20 protein-coding genes are annotated in these 20,068 nt (G+C 71.1%); 8 read left to right on the top strand and 12 right to left on the bottom strand.

What is annotated here, in order from left to right; translation table 11 throughout:
• Window position 1: 1 nt before the first annotated feature.
• Window positions 2–1,027 (bottom strand): aldo/keto reductase, encoded by a 1,026-nt coding sequence (locus ACIA77_RS28035; protein WP_395888975.1) that lies wholly within the window; start codon window positions 1,025–1,027, stop codon window positions 2–4.
• A 106-nt stretch (window positions 1,028–1,133) separates the two neighbouring features.
• Here ACIA77_RS28035 and ACIA77_RS28030 point away from each other — a divergent pair, with 106 nt between their 5' ends.
• Entirely contained in the window at window positions 1,134–1,949 is an 816-nt protein-coding gene (locus ACIA77_RS28030; RefSeq protein WP_395888974.1) for a helix-turn-helix domain-containing protein, read from the top strand.
• Between the two features lie 25 nt (window positions 1,950–1,974).
• Window positions 1,975–2,709 carry an enoyl-CoA hydratase-related protein gene (locus tag ACIA77_RS28025; protein ID WP_395888973.1) on the top strand — a complete coding sequence of 245 codons (735 nt, stop codon included), beginning with the start codon at window positions 1,975–1,977 and terminating at the stop codon, window positions 2,707–2,709.
• Here the strand turns inward: ACIA77_RS28025 and ACIA77_RS28020 are convergent.
• Entirely contained in the window at window positions 2,706–3,233 is a 528-nt protein-coding gene (locus ACIA77_RS28020; protein ID WP_395888972.1) for a TetR family transcriptional regulator C-terminal domain-containing protein, read from the bottom strand. The genes ACIA77_RS28025 and ACIA77_RS28020 overlap by 4 nt on opposite strands.
• Window positions 3,166–3,798, bottom strand: coding sequence for a GNAT family N-acetyltransferase (locus ACIA77_RS28015; RefSeq protein ID WP_395888971.1), 633 nt, complete (start codon window positions 3,796–3,798; stop codon window positions 3,166–3,168). Before ACIA77_RS28015 ends, ACIA77_RS28020 begins: the two co-directional genes overlap by 68 nt.
• A 327-nt stretch (window positions 3,799–4,125) precedes the next feature.
• Between ACIA77_RS28015 and ACIA77_RS28010 the strand changes: the two genes are divergently transcribed.
• The 4 genes from ACIA77_RS28010 to ACIA77_RS27995 all read left to right on the top strand — a co-directional run bounded on the left by ACIA77_RS28010 (window position 4,126) and on the right by ACIA77_RS27995 (window position 6,642).
• On the top strand, window positions 4,126–4,548 hold the full coding sequence (locus tag ACIA77_RS28010; RefSeq protein WP_395888970.1) for a hypothetical protein: 423 nt from the start codon (window positions 4,126–4,128) through the stop codon (window positions 4,546–4,548).
• A gap of 361 nt (window positions 4,549–4,909) precedes the next feature.
• Window positions 4,910–5,446: a hypothetical protein gene (locus tag ACIA77_RS28005; RefSeq protein ID WP_395888969.1), complete on the top strand. Its 537-nt coding sequence runs from the start codon at window positions 4,910–4,912 to the stop codon at window positions 5,444–5,446.
• Window positions 5,447–5,674: 228 nt separating this feature from the next.
• Window positions 5,675–6,112, top strand: coding sequence for a helix-turn-helix domain-containing protein (locus ACIA77_RS28000; protein ID WP_395888968.1), 438 nt, complete (start codon window positions 5,675–5,677; stop codon window positions 6,110–6,112).
• Between the two features lie 2 nt (window positions 6,113–6,114).
• On the top strand, window positions 6,115–6,642 hold the full coding sequence (locus ACIA77_RS27995; RefSeq protein WP_395889075.1) for a toxin: 528 nt from the start codon (window positions 6,115–6,117) through the stop codon (window positions 6,640–6,642).
• A gap of 1,061 nt (window positions 6,643–7,703) precedes the next feature.
• Here the strand turns inward: ACIA77_RS27995 and ACIA77_RS27990 are convergent.
• Both ACIA77_RS27990 and ACIA77_RS27985 read right to left on the bottom strand, forming a co-directional pair.
• Window positions 7,704–11,111 (bottom strand): aminotransferase class I/II-fold pyridoxal phosphate-dependent enzyme, encoded by a 3,408-nt coding sequence (locus ACIA77_RS27990; protein WP_395888967.1) that lies wholly within the window; start codon window positions 11,109–11,111, stop codon window positions 7,704–7,706.
• A 111-nt stretch (window positions 11,112–11,222) separates the two neighbouring features.
• Window positions 11,223–12,164: an NAD-dependent epimerase/dehydratase family protein gene (locus tag ACIA77_RS27985; RefSeq protein WP_395888966.1), complete on the bottom strand. Its 942-nt coding sequence runs from the start codon at window positions 12,162–12,164 to the stop codon at window positions 11,223–11,225.
• Between the two features lie 241 nt (window positions 12,165–12,405).
• Between ACIA77_RS27985 and ACIA77_RS27980 the strand changes: the two genes are divergently transcribed.
• Together ACIA77_RS27980 and ACIA77_RS27975 are read left to right on the top strand one after the other, a co-directional pair.
• Complete coding sequence (locus ACIA77_RS27980; RefSeq protein WP_395888965.1) at window positions 12,406–13,131, top strand: TetR/AcrR family transcriptional regulator; 726 nt, start codon at window positions 12,406–12,408, stop codon at window positions 13,129–13,131.
• 25 nt (window positions 13,132–13,156) lie between these two features.
• A complete protein-coding gene (locus tag ACIA77_RS27975; RefSeq protein ID WP_395888964.1) occupies window positions 13,157–14,293 on the top strand; it encodes an MAB_1171c family putative transporter in 1,137 nt (378 codons plus the stop codon).
• A gap of 32 nt (window positions 14,294–14,325) precedes the next feature.
• Here ACIA77_RS27975 and ACIA77_RS27970 read toward each other — a convergent pair whose 3' ends face one another.
• From ACIA77_RS27970 to ACIA77_RS27940, 7 genes are all read right to left on the bottom strand, one after another.
• Window positions 14,326–14,982, bottom strand: coding sequence for a DUF998 domain-containing protein (locus tag ACIA77_RS27970; protein WP_395888963.1), 657 nt, complete (start codon window positions 14,980–14,982; stop codon window positions 14,326–14,328).
• A 153-nt stretch (window positions 14,983–15,135) separates the two neighbouring features.
• Entirely contained in the window at window positions 15,136–15,462 is a 327-nt protein-coding gene (trxA, locus tag ACIA77_RS27965) for a thioredoxin (RefSeq protein ID WP_395888962.1), read from the bottom strand.
• Window positions 15,459–15,857, bottom strand: coding sequence for a MerR family transcriptional regulator (locus ACIA77_RS27960; RefSeq protein WP_395888961.1), 399 nt, complete (start codon window positions 15,855–15,857; stop codon window positions 15,459–15,461). The genes trxA and ACIA77_RS27960 overlap by 4 nt, the downstream gene beginning before the upstream one ends.
• Window positions 15,858–15,898: 41 nt before the next feature.
• Window positions 15,899–17,089, bottom strand: coding sequence for an FAD-dependent monooxygenase (locus ACIA77_RS27955; protein WP_395888960.1), 1,191 nt, complete (start codon window positions 17,087–17,089; stop codon window positions 15,899–15,901).
• Window positions 17,090–17,212: 123 nt separating this feature from the next.
• On the bottom strand, window positions 17,213–17,695 hold the full coding sequence (locus ACIA77_RS27950) for a MarR family winged helix-turn-helix transcriptional regulator (protein WP_395888959.1): 483 nt from the start codon (window positions 17,693–17,695) through the stop codon (window positions 17,213–17,215).
• 40 nt (window positions 17,696–17,735) lie between these two features.
• A complete protein-coding gene (locus ACIA77_RS27945; RefSeq protein WP_395888958.1) occupies window positions 17,736–19,523 on the bottom strand; it encodes a feruloyl-CoA synthase in 1,788 nt (595 codons plus the stop codon).
• Between the two features lie 42 nt (window positions 19,524–19,565).
• Window positions 19,566–20,048 carry a MarR family winged helix-turn-helix transcriptional regulator gene (locus ACIA77_RS27940; RefSeq protein WP_395888957.1) on the bottom strand — a complete coding sequence of 161 codons (483 nt, stop codon included), beginning with the start codon at window positions 20,046–20,048 and terminating at the stop codon, window positions 19,566–19,568.
• Window positions 20,049–20,068 lie beyond the last annotated feature (20 nt).

The following is a 20,068-nucleotide window of genomic DNA, read 5'->3' as shown; positions in this document are numbered from 1 at the left end:
CTCAGACGCCCGGCGGGCGACGATCGACCAGCGCCCACTGGTCGCCGTAAGTGGTGGTGATGATCCGCTCGCTGCACAGCACGTCGTGGGGGAAGCCGAGCGACGGCCGGCTGAGCTCGTCCAGGCGCGCTAGCTGAGCGTCGTCGAGCTCCACGTCGACGCTCGCCAGGTTGTCGCGCAGCTGCGCCTCCGAACGCGCGCCCACCAACGGGATCACCCCGCGCCGGCGCAGCCAGGCCAGCGCCACGTGCGCCGGCGACCAGCCGGCTTCCCCGGCGAGGGCGACGACCTCGCGCACCACGGCGTCGTTGTCCTCGCCGGGCCGGAAGGTGCCGTCGCGGTCGAGGCGCCCGGTCTCGCCGCGCGCGTACTTGCCGGTGAGCCGGCCCTCCGCGAGCGGGCCCCACGCCAGCACCGGCAGGTCGAACGCGCGCGCCATCGGCAGCAGCTCCCGCTCCGGCGTGCGCTCGAGCAGGTTGTAGCGGATCTGCAGGCCGGCGAACGGCGACCAACCACGTAGCTCGGCGAGCGTGTTCGCCTGCGCGACCTCCCACGCCGGCCAATCGGAGACGCCGACGTAGAGCACCTTGCCCGCGCGCACCTGGTCGTCGAGCGCGCGCATCACCTCGGGCACGGGGGTCAGCGCGTCGCGCACGTGCACCCACAGCAGGTCGACGCGGTCGGTGCGCAGCCGGCGCAGGCTCGTGTCGAGCGAGTCGACGAGGTTCTTGCGGTGGTTGCCCGCCGAATTGAGGTCGCCGCGGCGGGTCTGCGCGGTGTACTTCGTGGTGAGCACGAACCGGTCGCGCCGGCCGTCGAGCAGCTCGCCGAGGATCCGCTCCGCCGACCCGTCGGTGTAGGTGCTCGCGGTGTCGAGGAAGTTGCCACCGGCGGCGGCGTAGACGTCGAGCAGCCGGGCGGCGGTGTCGCGCGGCGCGCCCCAGCCCCAGTCCTCGCCGAAGGTCATCGTGCCCAGCGCGAGCTCGGAAACCCGCACCCCGGTCCGGCCCAGCAGTGTGTAGCGCATGGCTTCACCCTGCGGCGGGCGCGGATCCGCGCGCCACGGCCGGTTCTTCCGTAGGACCGCCAGTACCACGCCGGCCGGGCGCCGAGACGTCGCCGAGAATGGCCGGATGACCGAGCTCGCCGATTTCCTGCGCGCCAGCCGCTCGCGCGTGCACCCGGGCGACGTCGGGCTCGACCCCGACGGCAAGCCGCGCCGGGTGCCCGGGCTGCGCCGCGAAGAGGTCGCGCAGCTGGCGAACGTGAGCGTCGACTACCTCGTGCGGCTCGAGCAGGGCCGCACCACCAACGTTTCGCGCTCGGTGCTCGACTCGCTGGCCGAGGCGTTGCAGCTCGCGCCGGCGGCGCGCGAATACCTGCTGACGATCGCCGGCCCCGCGGATCCACCGCCGCCCGTCGGTGCCGTGCGGCCGCAGACGCGGCGGCTGCTCGCGTCGCTCGGCCTGCCCGCGCTGGTGGTCGGCCGCGCGCTCGACGTGCTCGCGTGGAACCCGCTCGCCGCCGCGTTGTTCGCCGACTTCGGCGCGCTGGCGCCGGAACACCGCAACGTCGTGCGGATGACGTTCCTCGACCCGGACTACCGGTCGCTCGTGGCCGAGTGGTCGGTCGTCGCCCGGGAGTGCGTCGCCTACCTGCGCCGCGACGCCGGGAAGTACCCCGCCGACCCCCGCCTCGCGGCGCTCGTCGACGAGCTCTCCGCAGCCGACGCGGACTTCCGGGAGTGGTGGGCCGCCCACCTCGTGCAGGCCGCGGGCTTCCGCCGCAAGACGTTCCGCCACCCGCGCGTCGGCCCCGTGACGCTGGATTCGCAGCGGCTCGCGGTGGAAACCGACCCGGGTCAGTACGTGGTGGTGTACTCGGCCGAACCGGGTTCGGCGTCGGAGGCCGCGCTGCGGGCGCTGGCCGAGGTGGCGTTGCCCGGCTGAGTCCGGTTGTGGAACTCTCCTGGGCATGAGCATCGACGTCGTCGCCGGCGCCACGGTGACCACCGTGACGGTCAACCGCCCGGACAAGCGCAACGCGCTCACCAAGGCCATGTACGCGGCGCTGGCGGAGGCGCTCGACGCGGCCGAGACGCCCGTCGTCGTCCTCACCGGTGCGGGCGGCACGTTCACCGCGGGCAACGACCTCGGCGACTTCCTCGCCGCCGACTCCGGGGGCGGCGCCGACAGCCCCGTGCGGCGGTTCCAGGAAGCGCTGCTGGCCGCGCGTTCGGTGGTCGTCGCGGCCGTCGACGGGCCGGCCGTCGGCATCGGCGCGACGCTGCTGCTGCACTGCGACCTCGTGTACGCGACCGAGCGCAGCTACCTGCAGTTCCCGTTCACGTCGCTGGGGCTGGTGCCGGAGTTCGGCAGCAGTTACGTGCTGCCGCGCCTCGTCGGCCCGCAACGCGCGGCGGAACTCCTGCTCTTCGGCGACCGCGTGCCTGCCGCCGAGGCTCACCGGCTGGGGCTGGTCAACGAGGTGCTGCCGGACGCGGAAGCGTTGGCGGCGCGCGTCGCGGACCGCACGGCCGCGCTGGCCGCTCAGCCGCCGTCCTCGCTGGCCCTGACCCGCGAACTGCTGCGCGACACCGCGGAGACGACCGTGCGCGATCGCCTCGAGGTGGAGTCGCAGCACTTCGCCAAGCTGCTGCACGACCCGGCGACGGTCGCGAACCTGCGCGCGAAGCTCGGCCCCCGCTAGAGCTGCGCCGTCCGGCGGCGCCGCTTGTCCACCGCGCCGTCGAGCAGCGGCCGCAGTTCCTCGACCACCGCGTCGAGCGGTGCCACGGATTGTTCGGCCCGCGCGAGGACGATCGCACCCTCCAGCGCGCTGATCATCAGCACGGCCAGCGAACCGGTGCGAGCAGGCGGCACTCCCAGGTCTTCCAGCGCCTCGACGAGCGGTTTGCGCCATTCCGCGAACGCGGCGACCGCGCTCTCGCGCAGCTTTTCGCTCAGCGCGGCGGAATCGGCGACCGTGGCGACCAACGGACAACCGGCGTCGTAACCGGCGTCGGCGAATTCCTCGCGCCACCGGGAAACCATCACGGCGAAGAGGTTTCCGGGCGTCGCTTCTTCGAGGGATTCGGCGCTGCGCCGCACGCTGCGCCCGGCGTAGCGGCCGGCCCAGGCGACGGCCTCGGCGACGAGCTGTTCCTTACCGCCCGGGAAGTAGTGCTGCAGCGACCCCCGCGGCGCCTTCGCGTGCTCCACCACGTCGCGCATGCCCGTGCCGGCGACGCCCCGCCTCCGCACCAGCTGCGCAGCGCTGAAGACCATCCGGTCCCGCGCCGGCCTCTCCGATTCCGCCACCGGCGACCTCCTTCATGACGCTGGTCATGATAGTGCGTTCGAACTCGAGTTCGCCGCGCTCGAACGTCGGCACGCCGCGGAACCCGTGGGCGCGCAGCAGTCCCAGTGCCGGGTTGTTGCCGGCCAGCACGGTCGCGTGCACGGTCCAGCCGGCGTGCCGCGGATCGTCGAACAAGTGCCGCACCAGGGTGCTGGCGATGCCACGGCGGTGCCAGGCGTCGGCCACGAGCACCCCGAGCTCGGCGCGCCGCTCGCCGTCGGGCACGAAGTTCACCAGCCCCACAGCCGCGTCGCCGACCGTCGCGACGAGTGCCTCCTCCGCGAGCAGGAACGGCCGGTAGCGCACCAGGATCCGCTCGGGATCCGGCCGCCCCGGCAACGTGAACCGCCACGCGAGGCTCTCGGGCGAGCACGCCCGGACCAGTCCCGCGACGGCCTCGGGAGTGGCCACTTCGACGGTCGTTATGACACTCGTCATGACCCATGGGTAGCACGGTCACGCAGATCGACTCACTATGACACGCGTCATAGCGGCGCTCACGCTCCCGACACGGCCGGCCCCGGCCGAGACCCACAATGCCCAGCCCGACCGGTGGTCCGTGACCGGTTTCGGCTAATGCGATTTCACTTTTCGTATCCGCTATCACCCAGTGCGCTGAAATGCGACGGGAATTCATGCGCGGAACACAATCTGTGGGGCCATGGGCCTCATCGGGTGAAAACCCTACCCGAAACCTTCCCGACTCGCCGGTAATCCCTATCTTCTAATCGACCCTCCGAATCGAACCGCAAAGGGGACGAGGTCATGACCCAGTCGATCGAAGCTCCGGCGAAGGAATTCTGCATCGACTGGACGATGGACGGCAACGACGGCGGCCGCGTCTCGATCACCCTCTCCGGGCAAGTGGCGCTCCTCGACGGCAACCGCTTCTACAAGGTCGACGGCGTGCTCTACATCTCCGAGGGCGGCGCCTACTGCCGCGAGGTCGGGAACCCGCGCCTGTCGGTCCGGCGCAACGGCGTGGAGGCCAGCGGACGGCACTGGGGCTGGGAAACGATCAGCGCCCGCAAGTCCGCCAACCGCCTCTGCACGATGGACGGCTACTTCGTCCGCACCGGCTACTGGGCCCCGGCGGACCGCTCGATCCAGCTGAGCATCGTCGCCGAGCACGGGGTGACGCGGCGCAAGTCCTACAGCACGACGGCCACCGTCCGGCTCGTCGACTGAGCCCGAGCGGGGCCCGTCGCCCGATCACCTTCCGATCACCGGCCGATCACGCCGGCATTCCGCCCGCTGAACGGACCAACCGGACGTCGTTTCACCGAGCCCATTCACCGGACCGAGAACTTCGGCCAGTTGATCACGGTCCGAAGTGACCGCGTTCACCCACACGTGGCCCGGCCACCTTGAGCGTGCTGAGGAACACACCGTTTTCCCAGGAAAATCAAAGAAAACGTTGTCCGGGACACAGCGCGCGCGAGCGTAGCGGAGGACCATGGAGGACATGAGGAACAAGGCCCGGGCAGGCAGACCACCACTTCTCTTCACCCGATTCCTTCGACGAGTCGGGCTCGCACGCAATCCGCTCATGCGGCGCTCCGACCGGATTGAGGGCCTCCTCATCGGCTTGGCGGTGCTCGCGTCGCTGATCGCGCTCCCGTTCGTGATCATGCTCGGCAAGGCCGACGTGTCACACGAGACCGCGGCGTCGGACGCCCAGCTGAAAACCCGGCACCAGGTGACCGCGACCGTGGTCGCACCGGCGCCGAAGCCGGCGTCGGTGGGCGACAGCGCCCCGATCACCCACAGCTCGCGCGTGAACGCCAGCTGGCAGCTGCCGAACGGCTCGCCGCAGGCCGGCGTCGTCACGGTGCCCGCGGGTGCCGGCAACCCCGGCTCGCAGGCGCCCATCTGGCTCGACGACAACGGCAAGCAAACCACCGCGCCGCTGACCCACGCCGACGCCGTGACCAACGGGGTGCTCGTGGGCACCTTCACGTGGCTGTGCGCGATCGGTGTGCTGGCCGGCGCGTTCTGGATCGCGCGGCGGGTGCTCGACCACAAGCGCGCGGCGCGCTGGGCGGACGAATGGGCCCAGCTCGCCGGCCCGGAGGCAGTGCGCTGACGCCGGCCTGCCCCCGGGCCCGGCCGGCGGACCGGCGGAGCGACACCCCCAGCGCCGCCCCGCAGCGGTGCGACGCCTAGCCGCTGAGCCACGGGTTTGTCGAATTAACTAACAGCTAACTCGCTCCGGGCACAGTCTTGTGGACCTCGGGCCTGATTGTCAACTGTCAGCTAATCTGGGATAGTCGCACTAGCTGAGAGCAATCAGCGGTGACCGAAGGGGGCGGACATGTCCAGTGACGACGAGCGGCCGACACTGGCCTCGAGACTCGACGACCTGTTCCGCACGGCGCGGCCGCAGGGCAAGCACTGGACGAACGCCGAGGTCGTGGCCGAGCTCAAGGCCGAATCGCCGGACCTGAAGGTCGGCGCCGTGTACCTGTCGCAGCTGCGCACGGGCAAGCGGACCAACCCGTCGCAGGAGCTGCTGGCGGCCCTCGCGAAGTTCTTCGGGGTGTCCGTGGCGTACTTCTTCGACGAGGACGTGGCCGGCGACGTGCAGTCCGAACTGGCCGCCCTCGAGGCGATGCGCCAGGCCGGCGTGCGGGCCGTCGCGATGCGCGCCGCGGGCATGCGCGAGGAGAACCTGCAAGCGATCACGACGATCATGGACCAGTACCGCCAGATGCAGGGCCTGCCGCCGGTCACCGACGAAGCTGCGAAGTGAGCATGCCCGAAGAGCGCCGCGACCAGCTCAAGCGCTTGCGTGAGGAGGGGGCCCGGCGGATCGCCGAGCTCGACCTGCCGGAGGGCTGCGACCTCCCCACGCTGTGCGAACGGCTCGGCGCTCTCCGGGAACGGCCCATCACGCTCGTGCCGATGCCGATGCCGGCGTCCCACCCGTGTGGCATGTGGGTTGCCGCGCAACAAGAAGACCTCATCTTCTTCGACGCCAACACCACCGGCGCGCACCAGGAGCACATCATCTTGCACGAGCTCGGTCACATCATCTGCTGCCATCGCGGCTCGGGCCTGCTCGACGACGAGAGCGCCCGGTCGCTGTTCCCCAACCTCGACCCGGACCTCGTCCGCGACATGCTGATGCGCGCCACCTACGACGACGTCCAGGAGCAAGAGGCGGAGATCATCGCGTACCTGCTCTCGGAACGCATGGGCCTCCCCGCGCCGACGACGACTGTGCGGCATCCGCCGGAGGATGAGAAGCCGATTGATCGGATTGAGCGGATGCTGCTTTGAGGTGGGTTGCGGGAGCGGCGTTGGGAGTTCGGTGCCGCGGGGCTGCTGACGGCTGGCCGGAGCCGGCTTTCGAGGCAGCCGTCGCGGGCCGGTTGCTGCAGGGCTAGCAGCTGCTCCTGAGCCGATTGCCGGACAGCTGCGGTGAGCCCGATGCGGCGCGGCTGGGCTGGGCTGAGCCGGTTGCCGGGCAGGAGCGGTGAAGTCGGTTGCCGCGCGGCCGGCAGCTGGGCCGAGCCGGTTGCCGGACAGCTGCGGTGAGCCCGATGCGGCGCGGCTGGCAGCTGGGCTGAGCCGGTTGCCGGGCAGGAGCGGTGAAGTCGGTTGCCGGGTGGCTGGAGCGGTGAACCGGTGCTTCTTCGGGCCGATCGAGCTGCAGCGCACCGATGCGCTGCCGGACGGCTGCGCGGCAGGTCATCCCCACTCGATCGGGTTGTGGACAGGTGCGCTGAGCTGCGGTTTTCGCCCCGAAAGCGTCGGTGGTGGCCGATAGACTGGGTGTGGGACGGCCCCCAAGGGAGGGCGGGCCGCGCCCTGGTGAGTCGCGCACCTGGCGACCAGCACTGGATCAGGCGGTGCACAGCTCGGGATCTGGCGGCCGGGCACTTGGCCAAGCGATAAGCAGTTCCCGATCAAGCCAGCGGGGCGACCGGCCGAGCTGTGAGCAGATCCCGATCAGGCAGCCCGGCACTTGGCCAAGCGATAAGCAGTTCCCGATCAAGCCAGCGGGGCGACCGGCCGAGCTGTGAGCAGATCCCGATCAGGCAGCCCGGCACTTGGCCAAGCGATAAGCAGTTCCCGATCAAGCCGGACGGTCACCCGGCCAAACGATGAGCAGTTCCCGATCAAGATGGCCGGACACCCAGCCAGCTGGTGAGAGTTCCCGACAAGCGAGCCGGACACTGGGCCAGTCGGCGAGGCGCTCGATCAGCCGGTGACCGACACCTGCCCAAGCGGTGAGCCGATCGGCCAACGGCCGGGCACCGGGCCAGGCGGTGGATCAAGCGGGTGAGCAGCGCCGGGGCGAGCGAGCAGCGCTGGGGCGGGCGGGCCGGGTCGCTGGGTCAGGAGCGCAGGGCGGCGAGGACCTCCGAGACCGTCGTGGCGGTGTAGGTGAGTTGGGTGTCGTCGTGGTCGGTGGTGAGGAAGAAGCGCAGGCGGGTCTGGGCTTCGTCCACGGCGGGGTACAGGATGGGGTCGACGATGATGCCGCGGTCGTAGAGGGTGCTCGCGAGGCGCAGCGTGGTGGTGGAGTCGCCGACGACGCAGGGGACGATGGGGGTCGAGCCGGCCGAGCCGGTGGGCAGGGTGGCGGCGCGGCAGAGTTCCAGGAACAGCTGGGAGTTGTGCCGGAGGCGGGCCAGGCGCTCGGGTTCGGTGCGGAGGACTTCGAGCGCGGCGAGCGACGCGGCGGCGTTGGCGGGCGTCAGGCCGACGCTGTAGACGAAGCCGGGCAGTGAGTAGCGCAGCCACTGGACCGTCCGCGCCGAGCCGGCGAGGTAGCCGCCGCAGCCGGCGAGGGACTTGGACAGCGTGCCCATCCAGATGTCCACATCGGACCGATCGACGCCGAAGTGCTCGCCGACCCCGGCGCCGCGCGCGCCGACGGTGCCGATGCTGTGGGCCTCGTCGACCATCAACAGGGCGCCGTAGCGCTTCTTCAGTTCGATCAGGTTCGGCAGGTCGGCGAGGTCGCCGTCCATGCTGTACACGCCTTCGACCACGACCAGCACGCGGCGGAACCGCGAGCGCGTGCGCCGCAGGACGTCTTCGAGCTGCGCGGCGTCGTTGTGCGCGAACGGCCGGCGCGTGGCCCCCGACAGCGCGCAGCCTTGCAGGATGCTGTCGTGCGCGAGCGAATCGTGGACGATGAGGTCGCCGGGGCCGACGAGGTGGCCGATCGCGCTGACGTTGGTGGCGTGGCCGCTCACGAGCGCCAGGCAGTCGCCGGTGCCGAGGAAGTCCGCGAGCTCCGTCTCGAGGCGCCGCGTGAGGTCGCGCTCGCCGGCGAGCAGGCGGCTGCCGGACACCGACGTCCCGTAGCGCTCCACGGCCTCGTGCACGGCCGCCGTCACCGCCGGGTGGCCGGACAGGCCGAGGTAGTTGTAGCTGGAGAACGACAGGTACTGCCGGCCGGCGACCGTCGTGGTGCTCGTCATCCGGCCTTGGTGCTTGCGGAAGTACGGGTTCGGCACGCCGAGGTCGGTGAACTCGCGCAGCCGCGCGTCGATGGCCGCCGCTTCCGGGAAGTCGTCGATCGACGCCGTGGCCGGATCGAACGCGACCTCCGCGGGCGACACCGGCGGCGCAGCAGGCACCGGCGGCGGGGTGACGAGGCCGGCCACCGCGCCGATCGTGACGCCGCGCTCCTGCTCGATCGCGAACGTCCGGCCGGGGAAGCGCTTGCGCAGACCGGCTTCCAGCTCGGTGAGCATGAGCGAGTCGAACCCGAGGTCCTCGACCAGCACCTGTCCCGCGTGCAGGTCGGCGACGGGGAACGCGCTCGTTCGCGCGACCTCCTCCAGCACCACGGCCAGCACGTCGCGTGCCGACGGGACTGGTTGCGGCTCCGCGGTTTCCGGCTCGGCGCACGCCCCGGTACCCAGTGGCGGCATCGTCTGCGCCTTCGCGCGTTTCGTGTCGTCGACGACCCAGTGGTTGCGAGGGCTGAGCGGGCTCGGCGGCAGCGTGGACAGCGGCGTCCGGCCGTACGCGGGCCGCAGCCCGGCACCCGTGACGGCTCGCTTCGCCAGCTCCAGCAGCGGCAGGTCGGGGGCGGTTTCCTCCGCCCCCGGCGCGACGACCCCGGCGAACGTCTCGGGCGCCGGCTCCCCCGGCATCCCCGATTCGAGCGCCACCGACGCCGTGACCAGCTTCGTGACGGCGTCCGCCGCGTCGTCGGCCACGAGCGCGAGCCGCTCGGGGAACAGGGTGCGCCGCGCCAGCGTCGCGGCCACCGCGGCCAGCGGCAGCGGCTCCCGCGACAGCACCTCGGCGATGTCGCGCGCGTGCCGCGCCAGGCCCGTGCGGTCGCGAGCGGTCAGGAGCAGCAACTGCGGCCCGCCGGCCGGCGCCACTTCCGCACCCGGCGCTTCTTCCAGCACGACGTGGACGTTCGTGCCCCCGAAGCCGAATGCGCTTACACCGGCGCAGCGCGGCCGGCCCGGTGGTTCGGTCCACGGCGTCATCGCGCCGGCCACGCGCAGGCCCGCCTCGTCGAGGGCGAGGTGCCCGGCCGGCTCGAAGTCCGGCTGCGGCAGAATCTGTCCCTTGTGGACGGACAGGACAGACTTGATCAAGCCCGCGATCCCGGCGGTGCCGAGTGAATGCCCGACCACGGACTTCGCGGCACCCAGGTACGCGGGCTCGGCGGCGTCGCGGCGCAGCTCGCCCAGGGCGTTGATCTCCACGTCGTCGCCCACGGACGTCGCCGTGCCGTGCGCTTCCAGGTAACCGACCGAACCGGGTTCGACGCCCGCGTCGCGGTACGCGCGGCGCAGCGCGAGCAGCTGCCCGGACTCCTGCGGCATCATGCCGCCCTTGACCGTGCCGTCGTTGGACAGCCCGACGCCGCGGATCACCGCGTAGACGCGGTCGCCGGCCGCCTGCGCGTCGGCCAGGCGGCGCAGCACGAGCACGCCGGCCCCCTCCCCGAGCACGAATCCGTCGGCTCGGCTGTCGAACGGCCGGCACTCACCGGAGCGCGAGATCGCGCCGATGCGGCACAGGCCCACGAACAGGTCGGGCGTGAGCACGAGCTGCGCGCCGCCGGCCACGGCGATGCGGCAGCGGCCCGCGCGCAGCGCGAACACCGCGTTGGCCACCGCCGTGAGTCCGCCCGAGCAGGCGGCGTCGAGCGCGTAGCTCTCACCGTGCAGGTCGAACACGTTGCTGATCGAGCTCGGGCCCATGTTCAGCAGCAGGCCGGCCATCGCCGTGGCGTGCAGGCCGCCGACGGCCGAGGCCGCCTCCGCGAGCTCCGGGCCCGCCGAGCGGCCGAACTCCCCGCCGGCGAGCTGGCGCAGGCGGATGTGCAGCGTGCTCATCTCGCGGTAGCCGCTCTCCGCCAGCGACATGATCACCGACGTGTCGTCGCGGTCGAAGCCCTCGGCCTCCCAGCCGGCGTCCTGCAGCGCTTCGCGCGTGAGGTCGACCAGCAGCCGGTGCTGCGGATCGAGCGACTTCGCGCGCCGCGGCGGGATGCCGTAGTGCCCCGCGTCGAAGTGGCCGACGTCGTCGAGCAGCGCCATCTTGTCGGAGTACGCCGCCGAGGTGTCCCGGAAATCGTCGTTGTAGAAGGAGTCCCGCCGCCACCGCGAATCCGGGACGGTCCTGAACTGTGGTTTCGGCTCGCTGAGCAGATCCCAGTACTCGTTCACGTTCCGGGCGCCGGGGAAACGGCACCCGATTCCGACGACAGCGATGTCCTGCTGATTTCCGATTTTTTCCGCAGCAGATCCCCAAGACGCCATGACAGAACTTCCTCGCGCCGATTGCCCCACCCAGTACGGGAGAGATTGCCCCGTGGCGATCGGTTTTTCAAGGGCGTCCCGCAATTCGTGCGAAAAATCGCTCCCCGCCGGTCAACTCACGGTAGCCGACCGATCACGCCACCAGGACACCGTGGCCGCCGCCTGCTCGGCCAGCGGGGTCGGCTGTTCTCCCGAGAATTCCTCGTAGGCACTCGAATCCACCACGAACGGGCGATCGAACTGGTAGCGCACCTCCTGCAGTTCCCGCAGCAGCGGGGAAAACGCGGCGGCCATCCGCAGCAACGGCGCCGGAATCCGGCTTACGCCGACCGGCGGCACGCCCGCCGCTTCGCACAGCACGCCGACCATCACGCGCGCGGACTTCGGCGGCAGCGTCGGCGCGTGCCACGCGCGACCCCACGCCTTCTCCTCCGCGGCGACGCGGACGAGCGTCCGCGCGACGTCCGGCACGTAGGTCCAGCTGTGCGGCGCGTCCGGGTCGCCCATCACCTGCACCTTGCGGCCCTTGAGCACCGCCGGCACCACGCGGGAGCCGAGGTGCCCGCCCTCGGCGACACCGGGGCCGAAGAAGTCCGACGCGCGCACCTCGGCGGCGCGGATCCGGCCCTGTTCGTGCAGGTCGTGCAGTTGCTGCCACAGCTGCGCGCGGATCCGGCCCTTCGGTCCCGTAGCCGCGAGTGGGAGGTCTTCGGTGAGTGTGCCGTCCACCGGTCCGTAGCCGTAGAGGTTCCCCAACGCCACGAGCACCGCGCCGGTCGCCTCGGCCGCCGCGGCCGTGGCGCCGGCCAGCGGCGGCCAGTCGCGCGCCCACCGGTGGTACGGCGGGCTCGCGCACTGGTAGATCGCGTCGGCGCCCTCGGCTGCCGCGGTGAGCGCGGCGCCGTCGGTCGCGTCGAGCACCACGTGCTCCAGTCCCGGTTCTTCCGGGCGCGGCGACCTGCCGACGACCTTGACCCGCTCGCCCCGTTCGGCGAGGAGCCTCGCCGTCGCCGCCCCCGCGGGGCCGAATCCGATCACCACGTGAAGACTCATGCGGCACACCATAGCCAGCCTGCCGTCGCGCATTGGCGTTTCAGGTATCCGTAACTTCGGGTTCACCGCGAACTCGATCGGACAGCTGTCCGTAAACCTCTCCGACGCGCACCGGAAAACCATTCGGATTAATCGCGTTCGGTTCGCGTTCGCGCTGGCCGAGGCGGCTTTTCGGGGCCTAGGCGGGCGTGGGGGTGTGGTGTATGGTCGGCGATCATGGACAGTTCCGACAAGGATGCCAATGTCTTCTGAGGATCTCCCCCGGCTCGACGCACTCATCAAGGAGACGGCTCGCCGTCAGCTCACCGAGGCCGGGGCAACCGGTCTCACGCTGCAGACGGTGGCCGTCGGAAGTGGCGTCACAGTGGCCGAGGTGCAACCGTTTTTCGCGGATCGCGACGAACTCCTGACAGCGCTGATCATCGACGCTTACAACACCTCCGGCGAAGCCATGGAACAGGCCGATCCCGGCGAGCGGGAAACGGATGCGGGCGCGCGGCTGCTGGCCGTCGCGCGCGCATTGCGCGAATGGTCGTTCGCGAATCCGGCGGAGTTCGCGTTGATCTACGGCTCGCCGGTCCCGGGTTACGCCGCGCCGGAGACCACCGTGGCGCCGGCGTCGCGCACGCCGGCCGCGCTCGCCGCCGTGCTGCGGTCCGCGCTCGCGGCGGGTTCGCTGACGCCGCCGAAGCGCCCGCTGCCCGGGCCGACGCTCGTCACGGCCGACGCCGTCGCGCTGTTCGGCGGGCAGCCCGAAGCACCGTACGGCGATCTCCTCGAACGCGGGATCGTGCTGTGGAGCAACCTGATCGGCCTGCTGGTCTTCCAGGTCTTCAGCCGCACGCACGACAGCGTCGCCGACCAGTCGGCGTTCTTCGACTACGCGGTGGCCGTCGCGGCCGAGGCGGTGGGTTTGACCGTGCCGCTGGAGGACAGCCGGCGTGAGGTCGCGGCCGCCGGCAGCTGAAGTTCCGCAACTGGGGTGATCTGGTGTGAACGCGCTGAAGATCGTGCTCTTCGCTTCGTCGGCGGTGTCGTCGTACGCGGCGCTCCTGTACAAGCTGTCGTCGATCCGGCGCGGCTGGCGGGACGTCGGGTACCTCACGATGATGGCGACGCTCGTGCTGCAGTGCCTCACGTTCACCATGGGCGCGGTGTCGCTTAGCGTCGTGACGTTCTTCGGCGTGCGGAACCTGGCCATCCTCGTGCTGCACCTCTCGGCGGTCGCCTACTGCATCAGCGCGCAGATCCTGCTGCTGCAGTGGGCGAACCCGCTCGCCGAAGTGCGGCGCGCGATCCGGGGGTGGCTCATCGCCGGCGTCGTGCTGTGCGTGGTGCTCACGGTGCTGTTCTTCATCGGCAACCGGCCGGGCACGCCGGCTTCGGCGTTCGGCACCGGCAGCGACAACCCGGTGATCCTCACTTACCTGTTGCTGTTCATCGTTTCGCAGGCCGTGCCGTGCGTGACGATCTACCGGTTGTGCGTCCCGTCGGCGCGCAGCACGTCGAAGCCGTGGCTGCGCCGCGCGCTGCGGCTGCTCGCGGTCGGCGCGGTCGTGCTGTTCCTGTACTGCACGGCGCGCACGGTCAACATCCTGAGCCCGGTACTGGGCTTCACCATGGGGCCGTGGGCCATCGTCGCGTCGCTGTTCAGCGCGCTGGGCATCGTGATCGTGTCGCTGGGGCTGACGATGCCGTCGTGGGGGGTGCACGTGTCGAGCCTGCGGACGTGGGGCCGCAACTACAGCTCCTACCGGGCGTTGTACCCGCTGTGGCACTCGCTGTACGAGTCTTCGCCTGACATCGCGCTCGAGCCGCCCACGTCGAACGGCGCCGAACGCCAGTGGTCCGACCTGCACTACCGCCTGCACCGCCGCGTGATCGAGATCCGCGACGGCTGGCGGGCTCTGCGCCCGTACATGGACCGCGCCGACGGCTCGGCCACCGGCACGGACCGCGCCGTGGTCGAGGCGACGAAGATCAAGCAGGCGCTGCGCGCGAAGGACTCCGGCGTCGCTCCGGCGCTGAGCCAGGACAACGGCAGCTTCGACGACCACGACGCCAAGACGTTCGCCGCCGAAGTCGACTGGCTGACGCAGGTGTCGGCCGCCTACGGCCGCCTGAACTGAATCGGGCCATCCGGTTTGGACCGCCTCCCGGCTTACGCCGGATTGGCCTGGACCACTTCCGTCCGGTCGTGCGGGAGGTCCGCCAGCAGCGCTTCACCCTTGACGAGCCACGAGACACCGAACGCGATGATCGCCAGCGACTCCAACCAGACCGCCGGGTGCAGCGAGACGGTGGCGGCGTCGAAAAACAGCGCGTTGATCAGGATGAGCGCCAGGCTCGCGAGCATCACGCCACCGCACACCCGGTAGATCGTGTTGCGCACGGCTTTGCGCCCACGGGGCGACGGATCGTCGGACTTGGTGAACAGGAACAGGCAGAAGAAGGCGAGCGTCAGGAAGAAGATCCCGGCGAACACGAGGTGCGCGATGCCGATCGTGCGCTCCAGCGGCGTCGGCGCGGTGGGTGAGGTCGGGAACAGCGCGACGCCGATGGCGGCGACCGCGGCGACGTTGCCGGCGATGTCGTCGATCCGGCCGTAGCCCCGGTACGAAATCAGGAACACCCCGATCGCGCAGAGGGTCCCGACGAAGACGTTTCTCAGGTCGCTGTAGTAGTAACCGCTCAGCGAGCCGAGCAGGCCGCCGCCCTCGAGCAGCTCCTTGCCGATGACGACGACGAACGGCAGCGCCAGACCGAGCACGCCGACCGCGCGGCGGAGGAAGAGAAACGAACGCACGAGAGTGTCCACGAAAACCTCCCCGGAAAGTGCTGCACACCCTTTTACCGATCCGATCAGAAGTAGGCGGACACCCAACCGGGCGTCACGTTGTGTGTCAACAGCTTCCGCCGTGACTGTGGTCGGATTGGTAATGAGCAGTACAGTACCGGGTCGGCGGGCAATTCACCGGATGGCGGCCGATTCGAGGACCGTGTCGATATCGGCCAGCAGCCGGGCCTTCGGCCGCGCACCGACGTAGGAAGCCACCGGTTCGCCGTCGCGGAAGAGCATCAGCGTGGGCAGCGACATGATCTGGTACGTGCGGGCCGTTTCCGGGTTCTCGTCGGTGTTGACCTTGCGGACGGTCAGCGACCCGGCGCGCTCCCGGGCGATCTCCTTCAGCACCGGGTCGATCATCCGGCACGGCGGGCACCACTCGGCCCAGAAGTCGACGAGCACGAGTTCGTCGTGCTCCAGCACGTCGGCGGCGAAGGTGGCGTCGGTCGTCATCGGATCTCCTCGGTGGCAAAGGGTTCGAGCCGGCAGGTGCCGGGCCGGGCGGAGGCTTCGGCGAGCTTGTCCAGCAATGCGGATCGCACGGCGCCCAGGCGCCGCAGGCAGTCCTCGACCTCCGCGAGCTTGCGCCGGTAGACCTCGACCGACGCCGGGCACGCGTCGCCGGTCTCGTGGCCGTCGCGCAGGCAGTCGACGAACGGGCGGGTGTCTTCGAGGGTGAAGCCGACCGTGCGCAGCGTCTGGATCTCGGTGACCAGCCGCAGGTCGTCCTCGTCGTAGTCCCGGTACCCGTTCGCCGTCCGCCCAGCCGGCAGCAGCCCCTGCTCTTCGTAGAAGCGCAACGCCCGTGGTGTCGTCCCCGCCCGCCGGGCGAGCTCGCCGATCCGCATGCGTGCGACGGTAGACCTTGCCGTGCGCGTCAAGGCAACGCTCAGCTCGCGATGCGGCCGGGGTACTCGCGGTACTGGACCGCGTTGGCCGCCCGGTAACCCATGTAGTCGAAGATCTTGCCGAACACCGAGCCGGCGAGCATGCGGTACATGCGGTTGCGGCTGCGCACGTTCTTCTCCGTCGCCGGCGCGAGGAACCCGCCGGAACCGGAGCCGTTCTTGTAGCCCACGTGCGCCGGCTTGCGCAGGCGCTGCTCGTAGTTCGCGAACGCCCGCACGTGGTCGCCGCTCGCGGCCGCCAGTTCGCCGGCGAGGATCTGCGCGCCCATCATGGCCAGGCCCGTCCCGGAGCCACCGGGACCCGCGCACCACGCGGCGTCGCCGAGCAGCACGACGCGGCCCTTCGACCACTTGGCGAGCTTGATCTGGCCGATGGAGTCGAAGTACAGATCCGGCGCGGCGGGCACGGCGCCCAGCAGCCGGGGCAGCTCCCAGCCCGCGCCGGCGTACGCGTCGGCGAGGATCTCCTGCTGCCGCTGGAGGTCCGGGCGGCCGTAGCCGCGCGGGTCGCCGCGGAAGAACAGGCCGACGTTCACGGTTTCGGCGTCGCGGCTGCTGTAGATCATCGCGCTGCGGCCGGGCTCGCTGTAGATCAGGCCGCTGTGGTCCAGGCCGAGGTGGTTGGGCGCGGTGAAGCCGGCGACGTGGTAGCCGAGGTCCGTGCGAAACCGCGACTCGGCGCCGAACGCGGCCGTCCGCACCCCGGAGTGCACACCGTCGGCGCCGACCACCAGGTCGAAGCGGCGGGGCGCGCCGTGCCGGAAGGTGACCTCGACCCCGTCGGCGGTCTCGGTCAGCGAGGTGACGCGGTCGCCGAAGACGTACTCGGTGTAGTCCTTGGTGCGGTCGTAGAGGATGCGGGCGAGGTCGCCGCGGAAGACCTCGAGCTCACCGCTGATGAACTTGCTCGGGATGGTCGCCACCGGACGGCCCGCCGGGTCCAGCAGCTGCTGGTCGCCCATCCCCGTTTCGTACTTGCGCAGGTCCTCGGTGAGCCCCATCGCGTCGATCAGCTTCATCTGCTCGCCGCGGAAGTCCACGGCCTGCCCGCCGGGCCGAAGCTGCGGCGCCGCCTCGACGACGGTCACGGAGTAGCCGTACTGGTGCAGCCAGTACGCGGCCGACGGCCCTGCGACGCTGGCACCGGAAACGAGGACGGTCTTGGTGGTCATCTCGCTGTTCCCTTCTCGGGTTCGGCTGTTCGATGACCCAAGACTGGGGTTAGGCGCTGACCACGCCCGCACGGTGCGCTGACGGTGCCGGTGCGGGACCGTCAGCAGGGGTGGTTCACGCGGTCAGCGGCTGCAGGGGCCGCCTTCGTCGTCGGCGTCGAGACGCGCCAGCATGCGGTCGAAGACGCGGCCGAGCACCTCCAGCTCGGCCGGCTCGATCTGCTCGAAGAAGTACCGCCGCACGGTCTCGACGTGCTCGGGCGCGGCCGTTTCGATCGCCTCGCGCCCCGCCGGGGTGAGACGGACCATGGCGCCGCGCGCGTCCTCCGAGCAGTCCTCGCGCACGAGCAGACCGCGCTTCTCCATGCGGCTCACGTGGTGGGAGAGGCGGCTGCGGTCCCAGTTGATCCGCATGCCGAGGTCACGCATGCGCAGCACGTCGCCCGGGGCCTCCGACAGCGGCACCAGCAGGGCGTAGTCCGCGCCGGACAGCCCGGCGTCGCGCACGAGCTGACGGTCGATCGCGCCACCGAGCGCCCGCTGGAGGAGGTGGTAGCTCTTCCAGACGTGCAGCTCCAGCTCGTCGAGCCAGCGTGGGTCCGTCATGACCCGAGTCTACCCAAGTTGTTGACGTATCACCAACTGGTCAGCCGGCCACGATCACGGCGACGTCCGGCTGATCAGCGTAAAGACGCTCGACGAGCGCCGCGCGCCGGGCCAGCACGCGGCGCTGGTTGAGGTACCCCTTGTCCGTGATCTCGCCCGCGTCGAGGTCCGGCGGCTCCGCGAGCACCACGAGCCGCTCGACGCGTCCCGCCGAGCCGGCCGAGGAGTTCATCGCCGCGAGCAGTTTCGCGACCTGCGCGGCCAGCTCGGCGTGCACGAGGCAGCCGTCGGCTTCGTCGAGGGAGCCGGCGAGCCGCGCTTCCGCTTGGTTGAGCCACGCGAGCGCCCCGACGTAGCGCCGGTTCTCCCCCGCGAGCACCGCGTCCGAGAGCAGCGGCACGGCCGAGAGCAACGCCGTGCGCAGCGCCCCGACGCGCACGAACGTGCCGGTGTCGAGCTTGAAGTCCTCCGCGATGCGGCCGCCGAACAGCAGTCCCGCGTTGGGGTCGCCGGACGCGGGTACGGCCGCGTCGCCGGTGCGGTAGAAGCCCTCGTCGTCGAACGCCGCCTCGGTCAGGTCCGGGCGGTGCAGGTAGCCCGGGGCCACGGCAGCGCCGCGCACGCGGATCTCGTGCGCCTCGCCGACGGGCGCCAGCTTGACCTCGAGCCCCGGCAGCGGCACGCCGATGCACCGCGCGTCGGTGAACGGGAAGTGCGCGCTCGTCACCGCGGGTGCGGTTTCGGTCGCACCCCACGAGCCCGTGAGCGGCACGTCGACACCGGCCGCCGCGGCGGCGGCCTCCAGCCGCGAGCGCAAGGTCGCCGGCAACGCGGCCGCCGCGTTGAACAACAGCCGCAGGCGCGAGAAGAACAGCCGTGCGAACTCGGCGTCCTGCTCCAGCACGGGCACGAGCTGTGCGTAGCCCGCGGGCACGTTGAAGTACAGCGTCGGCGGCACCGACCGCAGGTTCTCCAGGCTGCGGCCGAACAGCTGCGGCGCCGGTTTGCCGTCGTCGAGGTACAGCGTGCCGCCGTTGCGCAGCACCAGATCCACGTTGTGGTTGCCGCCGAAGGTGTGGCTCCACGGCAGCCAGTCGACGAGCACGGGGCGCTCGCCGGCGAGGAACGGCCACGCCTGCCGGATCGCCTGCTGGTTGGAGCACAGCATCCGGTGGGTGTTCAGCACCCCCTTCGGTGAGCCGGTGGAGCCCGACGTGAAGAGCACTTTCGCGAGCGTGTCGGGTCCCGTCGCGGCGTACGCGGCGGCCAGCTCCGGCCCCGGCGCCGTGGCCAGGAGGTCGTCCAGCGACTCCGCTCCCGGCACCGCGTCGGCCTCGTGGGCGAGCACCACGCCGGGCGCCTCGAGGGCCGCGAGCGCCGCGGCGAACGGTCCGCCGGACTCGGCGAACACCAGCCCGGGCCGCAGGAGCGTCGCGATGTCCCGGAGCCGCGCGTGATCGGTGCTGAGCAAGGAGTACGCGACGCTGATCGGCGCCACCGGCACGCCCGCCGTCAGCGCGCCGAGCGTGAGCACGAAGTGCGCGACGGAGTTGCCGGACAGGATCACCAGCGGCCGGTCGGGCCCGAGGCCGCGCTCCAGCAGCGCCTGGCCGAGCGCGTCGGCTCGGTCGCGGACCTCGCCGTAGGTCAGCGTCGCCCAGCCGTCGCCCGAGCGTTCGGCGACGAGCGGGTGGGCGGGATCGGTTCCGGCCCAGTCGCGCAGCATCGCGGCCACGCTGCGCGGGTAGGGCCCCAACGGCGCGCGCGAGCGGAAGACGACGCTCCCGTCAGGCCGGTCCTCGCGTTCGACATCGGGTTCAGCGAACATTCGACCGTCTCCTCCTCGAGACCCGCGCCACCTCTTACGCAACTATTGAGGATCGGGAGAAATTTGTCGAATATCGATCTCCGGCGCGGAGCTTTCCGTGAGTCGCCGCAGCACCGCACCGGCCTTGAGCAGCAGCTCGACCTCGTCCTGTTCGAGGTCGCCGAACCGCTCGACGAGCACCTGCGACTCGTCGCGCACCACGGCGGCGAGCCGGCGCCGGCCCTGCTGGGTCAGGTGCACGTAGCTCACGCGCTTGTCGCTCGTGTCGGCCGCGCGCGCGACGAGGCCGGACTCCTCCATGGCGTGCACGACCTTCGTGGCCGTGGGCTGGGAGCAGCCGACCTCCTCGGCGAGCGTGCCGATCCGCAGGGGTCCGGAGCGGGCCAGCTTGGCGAGCACCAGCAGCTGCGTGCTCGGCAGGCCGTCGGGTGGCGCCGCCCGGCGCAGCTCGCGCAGCAGCCGGTGCAGCGACAGCACGAACTGGAACGCCTCGTCGGCGTCGACGTCCGGAGACTCGCCCACCATGGCCCGCTCCTCACCCTCAC

It is taken from the genome of Amycolatopsis sp. NPDC051903, from assembly GCF_044452505.1.
Taxonomy (GTDB): domain Bacteria; phylum Actinomycetota; class Actinomycetes; order Mycobacteriales; family Pseudonocardiaceae; genus Amycolatopsis.
This window is presented reverse-complemented; position numbering and strand designations above follow the sequence as displayed.